This is a genomic window from Bifidobacterium pseudolongum subsp. pseudolongum DSM 20099 (genome assembly GCF_000771225.1).
GTDB classification, from domain to species: Bacteria; Actinomycetota; Actinomycetes; order Actinomycetales; family Bifidobacteriaceae; genus Bifidobacterium; species Bifidobacterium pseudolongum.
In genome coordinates, this window is sequence record NZ_JDTZ01000003.1 from 339,917 (window position 1) to 355,698 (window position 15,782).

Below are 15,782 nucleotides of genomic sequence, written 5' to 3' on the forward strand. Positions count from 1 at the left end.
CACCATGGACACCTCACCAACCACCACGCACGGAACCTTGCTGGCCGTGGACGGCCATTCGCTGGCGTTCCGTGCGTTTTTCGCATTGCCGGTCGAGAACTTCACCACGAAAGAGGGGCAGCCCACCAATGCGGTCTACGGATTCCTGACCATGCTCGCGCAGGTCATCGAAGCCGAACACCCCGACCGCATCGGCATTGCCTTTGACGTGAAGGGCGGCACGTTCCGCAACAAAATGCTCGGCCAATACAAGGGCACGCGCGAAGCGGCGCCACAGGAGCTGCTCAGTCAGTTGCCGCTCATCCAGCAGGCATTGAAGGCATTGGGCGTACGGTACGTGGAGCAACCTGGGTATGAAGGCGATGACGTGATTGCCACCTTGGCCACCATGGGTGAACAGGCGGGGTACAAGACACTGGTGCTCTCCGGTGATCGCGATGCCTTCCAGCTCATTGATGACCACACCACAGTGCTGTATCCGGGGTACCATTTCAAAGACCTCAAGCACATGGACCCACAGGCGGTGCTCGACAAATACCATGTGACACCGCAACAATACCCCGACTTGGCGGCATTGCGCGGGGAGACGGCAGACAACATCCCCGGTGTGCCCGGCGTCGGCGATGGCTTCGCAGCCAAATGGATCAACCAGTTTGGTGGCTTGGAGGGCATCATCGAGCATGCCGATGAGATCGGTGGCAAGAAAGGCCAGGCACTGCGCGACAACATCGAGCAGGTCAAACTCAACCGCAAGGTCAACGCGCTCGTGCGCAACCTCGATCTGGGCGTGGACATGCAGGACTTCACCTTCGGCCATGTGCATCCGGATGCGTTGGAGTCGTTGTTCGGCCAACTGGAATTCGGCAGCCGTACACGCACCCGGCTGTTGAAGACCTTCAACAATGGGGGAGCCGGGGAAACCGAACTGCCCGTGGAACCACGGGACATCCCGGGCGTCATCGAGCCGGTCGTCGACACCGTGGACGATGCGGCCGCGTTGGAAGCATGGATCGAGCAGTATTGCCCGCAGCCTGACGTGCATGGCAGCGAACCCGCCACCACACTGAACATCGTGGGGCAATATAGGCGCGACCACGTGCAATGCGCCGAAGCGGTGAAGGAATCATGGACACTCCACGCCCAAGGGAGCGCGAAGCCGGGTCATGCCTCGGTGCAGATGATGGCGATCATGGCATCGGGCCATGCCATCGTCATCGATCCCGCCGATGACATGTTCCGTGCCACGGTGCAGGACCTGCTGAACACCCATGCAGGCAGCCTGTGCGTACACGGGTTCAAAGAGCATCTGCATATGCTTGACGCCGCAGGCATCCAGCTGCCCGCCGCATTGTTCGACACCAACCTTGCCGGCTACCTGATCGACCCAGAATTCCAAGGCGGCACACTTGAGGCGTGCGCCGAGCACTTCCTCAACGTCTCGGTCGATACGGCGGAACGCCCGACCCAAGGTACTTTGGCATTCGACATCGAGACCGAAGAAGGCGATCCCCTTCAGGAATGCATCGAACGGGCGGCGTTGGTGACGGCCCTCGCCCGGTATCTGGCGCCGGATGTGGAACGCCGGCACCAATACCCGCTGCTGCGCGACATCGAGCTGCCCACATCCCGGGTGCTGTTCCAGATGGAGAAGACCGGAGCAAGCGTGGACCGTGCGCGGTTCGGGGAACTGTATGAACAGTTCAGTGAGGAATCCGCGCATATGGAAGAGGTCGCATGGTCGAGCGCAGGTCATGAGGTCAATCTGCAAAGCCCTAAGCAGTTGGGCATTGTGCTGTTTGACGAAATGAAGCTGACCCCCACCAAGAAGACCAAAAAAGGTTCCTATACGACCAATGCCGCTGCCCTGACCACGCTGTTCGCGCAATCCGAGGAAGGCTCGAAGGCCAACGAGTTTTTGGGAGCATTGCTGCGCCACCGCGAAACGAACAAGCTCAAGCAGATTGTGCAGACGCTCATCGACGCGATCAATCCGCAGGATGGGCGCATCCACACGACGTTCACGCAGACGGTCACGGCGACGGGGCGGTTGAGCTCGGTCGATCCAAATCTGCAGAACATCCCAAACCGCAATGCCGCGGGCCGTGAGATCCGGTCCGGGTTCGTGCCGGGACCAGGGTACGAAGCGCTGCTCAGCGCCGATTATTCACAGGTCGAATTGCGTATCATGGCCGATCTGTCTGGCGATGAGGCGCTGATCGAGGCATTCAAATCGGGCGCCGACTTCCACAAATACGTCGCGAGCCTCGTGTTCGACAAACCCGTCGACGACGTCAGCGCGAGCGAGCGCAGCCGCGTGAAGGCGATGAGTTACGGCCTGGCGTACGGGTTGAGCACCTACGGCCTTTCCCAACAGCTCGGCATTGGCGTCTCCGAGGCGAACGCACTGAAGAACCAGTATTTCCAGACCTTCGGCAAAGTGCATGATTATCTGGAGTCACTCGTGGCGGATGCGCGGCGCACCGGATATACCGAGACGATTTTCGGACGCCGCCGCTATTTCCCGCAACTTACGTCAGCGAGCCGCAATGCGCGCGACGCCGCCGAACGCGGGGCCCTCAACGCGCCGATCCAGGGGTCGGCGGCGGACATCATGAAGATCGCGATGGTCCGCGCGGACCGCGCATTGCGTGACCATGGGCTCGCCAGCCGCATTGTGCTGCAGATCCATGACGAACTGGTTGTGGAATTGGCGCCAGGCGAAGTCGATGAGGCGACCGAGCTCGTCAAGGATGCGATGGAACACGCGGTGGACCTTGCTGTACCGCTTGACGTCTCCACCGGCATTGGCACCGATTGGCAGCGTGCGGCGCACTGACCCCACCACACATGGGAAAGGAATCCAGTCATGGCTACACTCAAACAGGTCGTGGATGTTCTGGAAACGCTCTATCCGCTGCGCTATGCGGAGGATTGGGACCACCCGGGGCTGATCGTGGGCGACCTGACGCATGAGGTCTCGTCGATTGTCTTCGCCGCTGATCCGACGATGGAGACGGTCGACGACGCCGTGCGCAACGGGGCCGATCTGCTGATCTGCCATCACCCGCTGTTCTTCCGCGCCGTGCATGAGGTTTCGGGACTCACGTTCCGTGGGCGGATCGTGCAAGCCTTGGCACAACATGGCTGTGCGCTGTGGGTGGGGCACACCAATGCGGATGCGTCCTACCGCGGTGTGGCGCAGGCCGCCGCCGACGCGTTCGGACTGATCGATCAGACGCCAATGGAACCGATCGACGACCCTTTGGCCGCGCACCCGGTCGGATTGGGCCGTGTCGGCAGACTCGCCGAGCCGATGAGGCTGCGCGAGTTCGCGGATGTCGTGGCACAGGCGCTGCCCGCCACCAAGTTGGGTGTGCAGGTGGCCGGATCATTGGACGCCATGGTGCGTTCCGTCGCGGTGCTGCCCGGTTCGGGCGATTCGATGTTCAGCACGGTCAATGCATTGGGGGTGGATGTCTATGTGACGAGCGACCTGCGGCACCATCCGGCCACCGACGAACTGCAGCAGTCCGCATATGAGGCTGCGATGCGTGACCAAGGCGTGATGCTCGGCATTGGCGATGCACAGTTGCGGCCGGCATTGATCAACACGCCACACAGCGCCATTGAATCGTTGTGGTTCCGCTATGCGCTTGAGGATGTGCCGAACGCGGTGGAAGTGGCCACCGGTCAACGCCCACAGGTGCGGTGGAATAAGACGAACACGGATCCATGGGCGCTGTCAGTCGGCGCGAACATGACGGTGGGAGACACCGATGGCCGATGAACTGCAACTCAACCGCACATTTGACGATACGTCGGATGGCGTCGACATGGATGTGCCTGCGTCTGTTGTCACGAGTGAGACCGTGTACACGGGGGCGATTTTCAGTGTCGAAGACCGGAGCGTCGCACTGACACGTAATGATGGCAGTACGACGACGATTCGCCGTCAGGTGATTCATCATGCGCCGTGCGTCGTCATGTTGGTGCACGACACCGTGCGCGACACCTACCTCGTGGAACGTGAGTACCGGGCGGGGTCGAACATGTATGCCGTGGGGCTGCCCGCCGGCCTGCTCGACGGTGATGAGGACCCGGAACACGCCGCATTGCGCGAACTGCGCGAAGAAACCGGTGTGGTGCCGCAATCCGATGCGGCTGTGCGGTTCGACCATGTGGGTGACTGGTATTCCTCGGAAGGCATGACTGACGAGCTCGCGCACATCTACGTGCTTCACCTCGATGCGTGGACACGCGAACACTGCGAGTTCGATGCCGATGAACATGTGGAATCGACATGGGTTGATTGGAACCAATTGCGCGCCATGCCCATCACCGCCTCGAACTCGATGATCGCGATTCTCCACGAGCAGATTCGACGTATGAGCTGACAACAACCACGCCTACCGGGCGCCATGCATGAAACAATGCCCCCGACAATGTCGCCCGAACTACTCATTGAACGAAATAATACGAGTTGACGACTGGTGTGCCATACTGGAACAATGCAAACAAGACCTGGTTCCATGTACCCGCTTGGCGCAAGCTATGACGGAGCGGGTGTCAATTTCGCGCTGTTTTCCCGTATGGCCGAGAAAGTGGAGCTCTGCCTGTTCGACGAACAAGACAACGAGACCCGCGTTGAACTCACCGAGCAGAACTCGTACGTTTGGCATATCTATCTGCCGGGCATCCAACCCGGCCAGCGGTATGGCTACCGCGTCTACGGCCCCTACAATCCGGCAAATGGGCAATGGTGCAACCCGAACAAACTCCTGCTCGACCCCTACGCCAAGGCCATCGAAGGCAACATCGATGGCGATGAAAGCCTCTATTCATACTGGTTCAACGACTCCGACAACCCCAACAACATGAACGACCTCGATTCGGCGGACCACACCATGAAGTCCGCTGTGATCAACCCGTTCTTCGATTGGGGCAACGACCAGCACCCCTTCATCCCGTATTCGGATTCGGTCATCTACGAAGCGCATGTGCGTGGCATGACCAACCTCAACAAGGACGTGCCACCGGAAATCCGCGGCACCTATGCGGGTCTGGCGCACCCCAGTGTCATCGAATACCTCAAGAAACTGGGCATCACCGCGATCGAACTGATGCCGATCCACCAGTTCGTCAACGACCCCTTCCTGCAGGAAAAGGGACTCAACAACTACTGGGGATACAACACCATCGGTTTCTTCGCGCCGCATAACGCCTATTCGAGCCAAGGCCAACGTGGCGAACAAGTCAACGAATTCCGTGCGATGGTCAAAGAGTTCCATGCCGCCGGGATTGAAGTCATCCTTGACGTGGTATACAACCACACCGCTGAAGGCAACCATATGGGGCCCACGCTGAGCTTCAAGGGCATCGACAACCAGGCGTATTACCGCCTTGTCGACGACGACCAGATGCATTACTTCGACACGACCGGCACCGGCAACTCCTTGCTGATGCGCTCGCCGCAAACCCTGCAGCTCATCACCGATTCACTGCGGTATTGGGTGCAGGAGATGCACGTCGACGGGTTCCGCTTCGATTTGGCGGCCACCCTGGCCCGCCAGTTCCAAGAGGTAGACAAACTGTCGGCGTTCTTCGACATCGTGCAACAGGATCCGATTATCTCACGCGTCAAACTCATCGCCGAACCGTGGGATTTGGGTTCAGGCGGATACCAGGTCGGTGGATTCCCCCCGAACTGGTCGGAATGGAACGGGCATTTCAGGGATTGCGTGCGTGATTTCTGGCGCTCGCAGCCGTCCACGCTGCCCGAATTCGCCAGCCGTATCATGGGCAGCTCCGACCTGTACCAGCACAACGGGCGCAAACCTGTGGCGTCTGTCAATTTCGTGACCGCGCACGACGGCTTCACCCTCAACGACCTGGTCAGCTACAACAACAAGCACAACGAGGCGAACGGCGAAGGCAACAGGGACGGCGAAAGTCACAACCGTTCGTGGAATTGCGGTGTGGAAGGCCCTACCACAATCCGTGATGTCAACGAGCTGCGCCACCGCCAGATGCGCAACATGTTCTCCACATTGCTGCTCAGCCAAGGCATACCGATGATCTGCGGAGGCGATGAAGTGGCTCGCACGCAGTTGGGCAATAACAATGGATATTGCCAGGACAACGAAATATCGTGGACGCATTGGAATCTCAAAGACTACCAGAAGGACATGCTCGCGTTTGTTTCGAAGCTCGTGCATCTGCGTTTGGAGCATCCGGTGTTGCACCGCCGCCGTTTCTTCACGGGGCGTGATGCGAACATGGCCGCTGATGCGTTGCCACAGGTGGAATGGTTCGACCACAACGGCAACATCATGGATTTGGCGGCATGGTCCAACACGCACGCCTTCTCGATCATGGTGTTCCTCAATGGCAGCGACATTCCCGAACCTGACTGGTACGGCAACACGATGGTCGACAACGACTTCATCCTCATCTTCAACGCGCATTACGAGCCAATCATGTTCACACTTCCAGATGAGCAATATGGGCGCAAGTGGAAGCTCATTGTGGACACACACAATCCGAAAGGTCCCGAACTCAACTACGAGGCAGGTTTCGCCATCACCGCGCAGTCGAGGAGCTTCATGCTGCTCATGAGCGATGAGAAGAAGGGACGGCATTCAGGTAACTGAGTTGGCGGATTATCGTCGCGTGAGAGGGGCGGGCCCTGTCCACACATTCGATGTGTGGACAGGGCCCGCCCCTCTCACGCGACGACATGTCACTTGGCCAGCGATTGGATGGTGTTCTTCGCCTCATTCGCCAACATTGGGCTGCTCATATCGGTGAGCACCGTGCTGAATCCGGCCTGTTCCTCAGCATCAATCATCTTGTCGAGCGCCGCGGGGTTGATGACCTGATGCGTGAGGATCTGCCGCTGGATGCGGTCCGCTTCGATGGCGGCGATCTGGCGTGAGAACCCGATGAACCATCCCAGGAAAAGCATGGCGGCGAGCGCTTCGACGTTCGTTAGCGTGTTGATGCCCATGAGCCACGAAACGCCCACAAGCGCGCAGACCACGATGGCGAGGTCGGAGATGGCGAAGAAGGCCTTGGAAAGCTGCGGGGCGAGCCAGGGGAGGGCCACGAGCATGATGAACATGACGACCGGCATACCACGTGCAAACACATTATGCAGGATCGGGTGGGGTGTGTAGCGGAACATGCCGATCCCGATGAATGCCACGCCAGACAGCACAAGCATGACGCTCAATATGGTGATGCGTACCTTGAAACGGGGAATCTTGTAGGATACGTTTGGTTGGCGTATGGCGATGTCGCCGTTCGGACGCACGATGCGGTATGTGGCGATGAGTTCTGATATGGCGAAGTACGTGATGATGATGATGCAGATGCCGCCCATGATGAGCGTGGTGTTGAACATGCGCGCCGCGAACGTGGTGCGGTCGCCGAGCTCTGAGAAATTGTTGCGGAACCAGTGGGGGTCGGTTGTCGTGGAGCTTGCGGTGCTTACGCCCGCGATCACAAAAAAGGGTAGGAGGGCCGAAAGTGTCTTGGCATTCATCAGCTCGGCCTGCACGAACGTCAGATATCCGCTCACACCGGCGAACGCGGCGGTCAACGCAGGGATGTACGACGTGAAGATCGCTTTGCCCATGATGGAGTTCACCAAGGAGAACAGCATGTACGACATGAGGAACAGCGTGGACGCGTAGACGATGGAGAGCGCGAGGATCTCGAAGGCGCGGCGCACGCTGTGCACCCATCCTTTCTGCACATCGAGCATACGGATGCGGTGGATGTAGCCGACGACGAACGAGATTACGCCGCAGGCTGCAACAATGGCGGCGCATGCCATGAACCGGCGTTGCGACAGTTGCCAGAACGCGGGGGCCGATTGCAGATACAGATACATGACGCCACACCCGACAAGGGCGCAGCAGACAAACGATATCAGTCCTAACGATTCAGCGCGTTGGTGCCTTCCCATACGCCCACCTTTCCACTCGACACCCCATTGTATCGAATTAGTCAACAACCATGGTATAGTTATCGCTTGTGCGTAAAAGCATCCTTTTGTGCATCGGGCTGTGGCGCAGCTTGGTAGCGCGTCTGCTTTGGGAGCAGAATGTCGCAGGTTCAAATCCTGTCAGCCCGACAAACATGCGGGGCCGTTGCTAACACGGCCCCGTTTTTCATGAATTGGCTTAGATCCACACGGCACCCATGCCGGCATTCGTGAGATGCGCGCCTCATGTTCAGACGTTGCCATTACGATGAAGCCTATGACCGAACATGATACCCAACCTTGGCCGGCACCCCTCGCCGAAGGACCGCTTGACGCCACCGTGACCATCCCCGGCAGCAAATCGCTGTCGAACCGTTTCCTCATCCTCGCCGCGTTGAGCACGCGCCCGGTACATATCCGCGGTTTGCTGTGTTCGCGCGACACCGAACTCATGATGAGTGCCTTGCAGACGCTCGGCGTGACATGTGAACGGCACAGCACTGACGGGACGGATGTCACGATCACTCCGCCCGCCGATGGCGTGTTCCGTGGCAACACGGACGTCTATTGCGGACTCGCCGGCACGGTGATGCGCTTTGTGCCGCCGCTTGTACTGTTCGCCAACGGGCCGGTGCGTTTCGATGGCGATGAGCAGGCATATGCGCGCCCGATGAAACCACTGCTTGACGGATTGTGCCGCTTGGGTGCGCATGTGGACTACCACGGTGAGGAGGGGCATCTGCCCTTCACCGTCATACCACCGACATCATTAGGTATGTCGGGCCGCCGTGCAGTCGTGAAAATCGATTCTTCCGCCTCGTCGCAGTTCATTTCGGGATTGCTGCTCGCCGCGTCACGTCTGCCGAACGGACTGACACTCAGGCACACCGGCCGCAAACTGCCGAGCCTGCCGCATATCCGCATGACCGTGGAAGACATCAATGCCGCCGGTGGTGCGGTCGAGATGACACAGCGCGGCGAATGGGCGGTCGAGCCGCGCGCATTGGCGATGGCGCAGGAGATCACTGTCGAGCCGGATCTATCGAACGCCGCACCGTTCCTAGGGGCCGCCTTGATTGCCTCGGGGTCGGTGAGCGTGCCGAACTGGCCTGCGCACACGACACAGCCCGGCGGCTTGTTGCCCGCGATTCTACACCGGTTCGGTGCCGAGGTAACGCTTGACGGCACTTCGTTCAACGAGCTCGCTGATTGCGAGGAATTCAATGACCGGTACTGCGGTACGCTGACGGTGCGTTCCGATGGAACCATCCGGGCATTGGGTGAACTCGATTTGTCAGCCGCGGGGGAGATTGCGCCGAGCATCGCCGCCATCGCTGTGTTCGCAGACGGTCCATCGGCACTCACCGGTATCGGGCATCTGCGCGGGCATGAGACTAACCGTCTGGAGGCGCTCGTGCAGGAGATTGAACGTGTGGGCGCCCATGCGCATGAGCTCGCGGACGGCATCGCCATCAATCCAGTCGCGCAGGGGCAGTTGCATGGCGCGGTCATGGAATCCTATGCTGATCACCGCATGGCCACGTTCGCGGCGATGCTGGGGCTGCGCATCGCGGATATAGCGATTGAGGACGTACAGACGACACGCAAGACAATCCCCGATTTCACCGGCCTGTGGACCGCGATGCTGGCACAGCATAAGTAAAACCGTTATGGAGTGGTTTATGTAATTATGTAAAAGGAATGCCATAGGAAAACAGTTGTGAACGTTTTGTCAATCTATATGGTTTTGGCACTGTGCCGATGCCACGTTATGGCAGAATGAATTCCTGTGGGGGGAAAACAGGAAAGAGGCCAGCCGAATCCGGCTGGCCTCTTTTTATCGCTGAGAGGAGCGTCTGGCGCGGAGCGATCAGGCGACCTTGTTGCCGTAGGTGTCTTCGCCCTTTTCGGCGATTGCGGCGGAACGCTGTGCGATCGCGAGCTCTTCGTTCGTCGGGACGACGGCGATGATCACCGAGGAATCCGGCGTGGAGATGATGCGTGGCTCCTTGGAACGGGTGTCGTTCTTCTCCATGTCGAGCTTGACGCCGAACGGTGCGAGCTTCTCGCAGACCATGCGGCGCACGATTTCGTCGTTTTCGCCGACGCCGGCGGTGAACGTGATGACATCGAGGCCGCCGAGCTGGGCGGTATAGGCGCCGATGTAGCTCACGATGCGGTGCACGTAGACGTCGAGCGCGAGCTTGGCGTTCTCGTCGCCTTCGGCGATGAGGCGATGGACTTCGCGCATGTCGCCGAAGCCGGTCATGCCCATCATGCCGGACTTCTTGTTGAAGAGGTCATCGAGCTCATCCACGTCCATGTGCGCATTGCGAATCAGGTGGAAGACGGCGGCCGGATCGATGTCACCGGTACGGCCGCCCATGACCAGACCCTCAAGCGGGGTCAGACCCATCGATGTCTCAATCGGCTTGCCGTCGAGTTCGGCGGAAGCGGAGGCGCCGTTGCCGATATGCAGCACGATCTGCTTGAGGCCTTCAGCGGGCTTGCCAATGACCTCAGGAACCTTCGAGGAGACATACCAGTGCGAGGTGCCGTGGGCGCCGTAGCGGCGGATCTTGTACTTTTCGGCGACTTCACGGTTGAGCGCGTAGGTGCTGGCGGCCTTCGGCAGCTGCTGGAAGAAGGAGGAATCGAACACGAAGATCTGCGGCACATCCGGCAGCAGTTCGCGCATGACCTCGGCGCCCTTGGCTTCAGGGCCGTTATGCAGGGGAGCGAGCACCGCAAGGTCCTCGACCTGCTTGATTGTCTCGTCGGTCACGAGGGCCGGGTCAGGGAAGGTGCTTCCACCCTGGACCACGCGGTGGCCGACGGCCACGATGCCGGCGCTTTCGAGGCTTGGGCCATACTCCTCGAAGAAACCGAGCACGCGCTTGAGACCCTGCTCGTGGTTGTCGATGCGCTCTTCGAGCTCATGCTTTTCGCCGTTGTATTCGTACTTGTAGTGGCCGTCGATCGGCTCGCCGATTTTCTCAACGAGACCCGAGGCAATACCTTCGCCGGTTTCAAGGTCGACAAGCTGGTACTTGATCGAGCTGGATCCGGAATTGATAACAAGGACGGTTTTTGCCATTCTGGGCATCCTCCATTGGTGTTTTGTGTTCACCGCTGTTGCGGCTTTCCAGAAGTACAGGGTACTCGCCATTTGCTACAAAACGATGACGGACGACACGATGCGGGCGTCGTGGCTCCAATCCATAGGGGAAGTGGAACCACGACACCCGCATCGTGTTCAGGGTTGTGCGGTGTGTCTCAGTCGTTCTGCTGGGCTTCGATGGCGGTGAGCGCGATTGTGTTGATGATGTCCTGCACCAGTGCGCCACGGCTCAGGTCATTCACCGGTTTGTTGAGGCCTTGCAGAATCGGCCCGATGGCCACTGCGCCTGAGGAGCGCTGCACGGCCTTGTAGCAGATGTTGCCCGAATCGAGATCCGGGAACACGAACACGGAGACACGTCCGGCGACGGGATCGCCGGGGGCTTTGACTGCGGCTACATCTGGCGACCACGCGGCATCGAATTGGATCGGTCCCACGAGTGCCAGATCGGGATCCTTTTCCCGTACGATCGACGTGGCCTGAACGACCAGATCGACATCGGGGCCTTTGCCGGAACCGAGTGTGGAATACGACAGCATGCCCACACGCGGTTCAATCGAGAACGCTTTGGCGGTCTGGGCGGACTGCAATGCGATGTCGGCGAGCTGCTCCGGGTCGGGGTCGAGGTTGATCGCGCAGTCAGCGAATACGGACACATGGTCTTTGAGGCACATGAGGAATGCGCCGGAGACGGACTTGGTGCCGGGTTTCGTCTTAATGAGCTGCAGGGCCGGACGCACCGTGTTGGCGGTAGAGCTGATGGCGCCGGAGACAAGGCCGTCAGCCTGCCCGAGCACAACAAGCATGGTGCCGAAGTAATTCGGGTCGCGCAAAGTCTTGCGGGCCACATCAGGGGTCATACCCTTCTTGGCGCGTATCTGGCACAGCTTGTCAATCATCTCGGCAAGCAGCTGCTCGTCTTCCATCGACTGGAACCGTGCTTTGTCGAGCGTCTTGAGGCCGAGTTTCTTGCCGCGTTCGATGATCTCATCGCGCTCGCCGATGATCACAATGTCAACCACGTTCGATTCGAGCAGGTAGTTCGCAGCGGTGATGATGCGGTCGTCGGCACCTTCGGGAAGCACAATCGTTTTGCGGTTCTTCTTGGCTCGCGCGAGGATGTCGTATTGGAACGCGTATGGCGTGGTCGGTGGCACGAAGGGGGAGTCCAGGGTGCTCAGCAGTTGGTCTGCGGGCACATGCGCGGCAAAAGAGCCAATGGCGTCGTCAGGAGTGGCGTTCTCTTCGAGGTCGAGGAACGGCACCGTCCAGACGGGTACATCGTAATCCTTGAAATAGGTGCGCAGCGATGTGCACTGGTTTTCATCACAGCCGGTGATGAACACGCCGATGACCTTGGTACCGGCATTGACGATGACCTCGGTGCATGCCTCAATCGTCTCATGCAACTGCTGTGGTGTGCGATGCAGTGTGCAGACGGTCAGCAGCACTGGCGCCTGCAAGTCCGCTGAGACATCGGCGTTGAAGCTGAATCGCTCCGGGTCGCCCACGCCATTGCGGTCGCTGCCGACAATCACACGGACCTTCGGGTTGAGCTGGGCGTTGGTGTCGATGAATTTGCTGACGATCTGCGCGCGGGCACTCTGCTTGTTGATGCGCGCATCGCGCAGTGTGACACCGATGGCCTGCTCCCTGGTCTGGTGCGCGGTCGCGTAGTCGAGTAGTGTGTCGGTGAAAGTCTCGTTGCTTGAGACCGCGGGGCGGAACACGCTGGTGACGTTGTTCTTGGCGAGCAGGGCAACCAGTCCGAGCGCGACCACGTTGCGTCCATTGCCGGGTTCTGGACTGATGATGCTCACATTCTTGAGGCTCACATTGACTCCTTATGATGCATGCTACGTTGCGTGCATGCGGGGTGGTGCATGGCAGTGCGTGTGGGAAAAGGCACGCACCATTCCATTGTACGCATTGGCGGTCATGTGGCAATTCATGCGGTCATGGGTCACGGCGGCGGCAATGAGCGCATGTCCGCATGATATGAAAAAGGCGTGTGGAAACGAATTTCCACACGCCCCATTCCCGGATGCTGATCACCGGGAAGCGTTAACCCTTAGGCTCACTCGTTGTCGCCTGCGGTCGCCGCGGTCGCGGAAAGCATCTGCGTCTCGTCGACCTTGACATCCGGGTACACCCAGTCGGTGAACTCCGGGATGTCGTAGCCGTTGTCGACAGCGAACTGGAACGCCTTCTTGCGGAACGCGTTGAGCTCGTCGATCTTGTCGGCGTACTTGTCGGCATCGATCAGCTTGAGGGCAGCGGCCTGGAGCGCATAGCGATCCATGTCGTTGACGCGGACCATGTCGAACGGCGTGGTCGTGGAGCCCTGCTCCTTGTAGCCGACGACGTGGAAGTTGTCGTGGTTCGGGCGGTCGTAGATGAGGCCGCGAACATCCTGAGCGTAGGAGTGGTATGCGAACAGAACCGGCTTGTCGGCGGTGAAGAGTTCGGTGAACTCCTCGTCCGTGAGGGCCTCGTCGTTGTTCTCGCGGGACTGCAGCTTCAGGAGGTCAACAACGTTGACGACCTTGAACTTGATGCCCATCTTGTTGAGGGCATCGGAGGCGGCCATGAGCTCCTGGGTCGGCACATCGCCAGCGGAAGCGAGGACGACCTGGACCTCATCGTTGTTCTCGGCGTTGGAAGCCCACTTCCACTCAGCGGCGCCGGCTTCGAGCTCGGCGCGGGCCTCATCGAGCGTGACCCACGTCGGAGCAGGCTGCTTGCCGGCGAAGATCGCATTGATCTTGTTGGTGGACTTGAAGCACTTCTCGGAGATCGCGAGCAGCATGTTCGTGTCGGTCGCGAAGTAGATGTTCGTCACGTGATCGTTGTTGAACGTCTTGTTGATCAGGAGCGAGGTGACACCCGGATCCTGGTGCGAGAAGCCGTTGTGATCCTGACGCCACACGTGCGAGGAGACGAGGAGGTTCACCGAGGAGATCGGCTTGCGCCACGGGATCTCGCGGACGGTGGCCTCGAGCCACTTCGCATGCTGGTTGAGCATCGAGTCGATGACGTGGACGAAGGACTCGTAGGAGCTCCAGATGCCGTGGCGGCCGGTGAGGAGGTACGCCTCGAGGAAGCCCTCGCACTGGTGCTCGGAGAGCTGCTCGGTGACCTGACCGGTGACCGCCATGTGCTCGTCGACGAGACCCGAAAGGTAGCCGTTGTCCCACTGCTTGTCGGTGACCTCGTAGGTCGCGTTCAGGCGGTTGGAAGCGGTCTCGTCCGGTCCGAAGATGCGGAACGAATCTGGGTTGTTCTTGATGATGTCGCGGCAGTATGCACCGAGGGCACGCGGAGCCTCGACCTGGCCCCAGCCATGGCCGTACTCCTTGACGCCGGTGACCTCGTACTGGTCGAGCTCGGGGAGCTTCAGGTCCTCGCGGATCACACCGCCGTTGGCGTTCGGGTTGGCGCCGATGCGGAGCTCGCCCTTCGGCATGAACGCGGTGACGTCATCCTTGATGGAGCCGTCGGCGTTGAAGAGCTCTTCCGGCTTGTAGGATTCCATCCAGCCCTTGAGGACTTCGAAGTGCTCTTCGGTGTCGCGGGCGGAAGCCAGCGGGACCTGGTGCGCACGCCAGGAGCCTTCGGTCTTCTTGCCGTCGATGAACTTCGGGCAGGTCCAGCCCTTCGGGGTGCGGAAGATGAGCATCGGGTAGAACGGACGGGTCATGTCGTCGGTCTGGGCCGCAGCCTTGATGTCGCAGATCTCGTCGAAGATCGTCTCGAACAGCTCGGCGAAACGACGGTGGATCGACATGTGGTCCTCGTTGTCGAAGCCGGCAACGAACTCGTACGGGTGGTAGCCCATGCCGCGGAAGAAGTCATGCAGCTCTTCGTCGGAGATACGAGCGAGGATGGTCGGGTTGGCGATCTTGTAGCCGTTGAGGTGCAGGATCGGCAGCACGATGCCGTCGGTGCGCGGGTTGACGAGCTTGTTGGACTGCCAGCCGGTGGCGAGCGGGCCGGTCTCGGCCTCGCCGTCGCCGATGATGCACGGCACGAACAGGCTCGGGTTGTTCATCACGGCGCCGTATGCGTGGGAGAGCGCGTAGCCAAGCTCGCCACCTTCGTGGATCGATCCCGGGGTCTCCGGGGCGAAGTGCGACGGGATGCCGCCCGGGTAGGAGAACTGGCGGAAGAACTTCTGCAGGCCAGCTTCGTCCTTGGTGATGTTCGGGTAGTACTCGGTGTACGTGCCGTCAACGTAAGACTGGGAGGTGCCAGCCGGGCCGCCGTGGCCCGGGCCCATGATGAACACGGTGTTCTGCTGGTGGTCAGCGATGAGGCGGTTGATGTGGGCGAGAAGGAAGTTCAGGCCCGGGGTGGTGCCCCAGTGGCCGACCAGACGGTGCTTCACGTCATCGCGGGTGAAGGGTTCCTTCATCAGCGGGTTGCTACGCAGATAGATCTGGCCGATGGACATGTAGTTGGTGACGCGCCAATACTTGTCCATGCCTTCGATGGCTTCTTCGGAAACCGGGCGATCCAGCTTCTGCCACGGGGTGCCAATAACAGGATTTGTCATGTGTACTCCTGTACTCCTGCACAATATGTGCGATTGTTTGTTCCAATGTGGCCACGGGATCCGCATGTCCTCCCACTGGAGAGGAACCCCGTGTCCAATCGAGAATCATGTTACGTGAA

9 protein-coding genes and 1 tRNA gene are annotated in these 15,782 nt (G+C 59.8%); 6 read left to right on the plus strand and 4 right to left on the minus strand.

Annotated elements, in window-relative coordinates; translation table 11 throughout:
• Nucleotides 1-4 precede the first annotated feature (4 nt).
• The 4 genes from polA to glgX all read left to right on the plus strand — a co-directional run bounded on the left by polA (nucleotide 5) and on the right by glgX (nucleotide 6,650).
• Nucleotides 5-2,836 carry a DNA polymerase I gene (polA, locus tag OU02_RS03655; protein ID WP_033488791.1) on the plus strand — a complete coding sequence of 944 codons (2,832 nt, stop codon included), beginning with the start codon at nucleotides 5-7 and terminating at the stop codon, nucleotides 2,834-2,836.
• A gap of 30 nt (nucleotides 2,837-2,866) precedes the next feature.
• Entirely contained in the window at nucleotides 2,867-3,787 is a 921-nt protein-coding gene (locus tag OU02_RS03660; protein WP_033488792.1) for a Nif3-like dinuclear metal center hexameric protein, read from the plus strand.
• Nucleotides 3,777-4,394, plus strand: coding sequence for an NUDIX hydrolase (locus tag OU02_RS03665; protein ID WP_033488793.1), 618 nt, complete (start codon nucleotides 3,777-3,779; stop codon nucleotides 4,392-4,394). The genes OU02_RS03660 and OU02_RS03665 overlap by 11 nt, the downstream gene beginning before the upstream one ends.
• Nucleotides 4,395-4,508: 114 nt before the next feature.
• Nucleotides 4,509-6,650: a glycogen debranching protein GlgX gene (gene glgX / locus OU02_RS03670; RefSeq protein ID WP_193345769.1), complete on the plus strand. Its 2,142-nt coding sequence runs from the start codon at nucleotides 4,509-4,511 to the stop codon at nucleotides 6,648-6,650.
• Between the two features lie 89 nt (nucleotides 6,651-6,739).
• Here the strand turns inward: glgX and OU02_RS03675 are convergent, their stop codons facing one another.
• Nucleotides 6,740-7,894: an ABC transporter permease gene (locus OU02_RS03675; RefSeq protein WP_306820940.1), complete on the minus strand. Its 1,155-nt coding sequence runs from the start codon at nucleotides 7,892-7,894 to the stop codon at nucleotides 6,740-6,742.
• 169 nt (nucleotides 7,895-8,063) lie between these two features.
• On the opposite strand from OU02_RS03675, the gene OU02_RS03680 reads away from it, so the two are divergent.
• Nucleotides 8,064-8,137: transfer RNA gene (locus tag OU02_RS03680), tRNA-Pro, on the plus strand.
• Between the two features lie 127 nt (nucleotides 8,138-8,264).
• Nucleotides 8,265-9,650 carry a 3-phosphoshikimate 1-carboxyvinyltransferase gene (gene aroA / locus OU02_RS03685; RefSeq protein WP_033488796.1) on the plus strand — a complete coding sequence of 462 codons (1,386 nt, stop codon included), beginning with the start codon at nucleotides 8,265-8,267 and terminating at the stop codon, nucleotides 9,648-9,650.
• A gap of 207 nt (nucleotides 9,651-9,857) precedes the next feature.
• Here aroA and OU02_RS03690 read toward each other — a convergent pair whose 3' ends face one another.
• The 3 genes from OU02_RS03690 to OU02_RS03700 all read right to left on the minus strand — a co-directional run bounded on the left by OU02_RS03690 (nucleotide 9,858) and on the right by OU02_RS03700 (nucleotide 15,663).
• Nucleotides 9,858-11,084, minus strand: a complete 1,227-nt coding sequence (locus tag OU02_RS03690; RefSeq protein ID WP_033488797.1) for an acetate/propionate family kinase — start codon at nucleotides 11,082-11,084, stop codon at nucleotides 9,858-9,860.
• A 179-nt stretch (nucleotides 11,085-11,263) separates the two neighbouring features.
• On the minus strand, nucleotides 11,264-12,943 hold the full coding sequence (gene pta / locus OU02_RS03695) for a phosphate acetyltransferase (RefSeq protein ID WP_033488798.1): 1,680 nt from the start codon (nucleotides 12,941-12,943) through the stop codon (nucleotides 11,264-11,266).
• Between the two features lie 242 nt (nucleotides 12,944-13,185).
• Nucleotides 13,186-15,663: a phosphoketolase gene (locus OU02_RS03700; RefSeq protein ID WP_033488799.1), complete on the minus strand. Its 2,478-nt coding sequence runs from the start codon at nucleotides 15,661-15,663 to the stop codon at nucleotides 13,186-13,188.
• Nucleotides 15,664-15,782 lie beyond the last annotated feature (119 nt).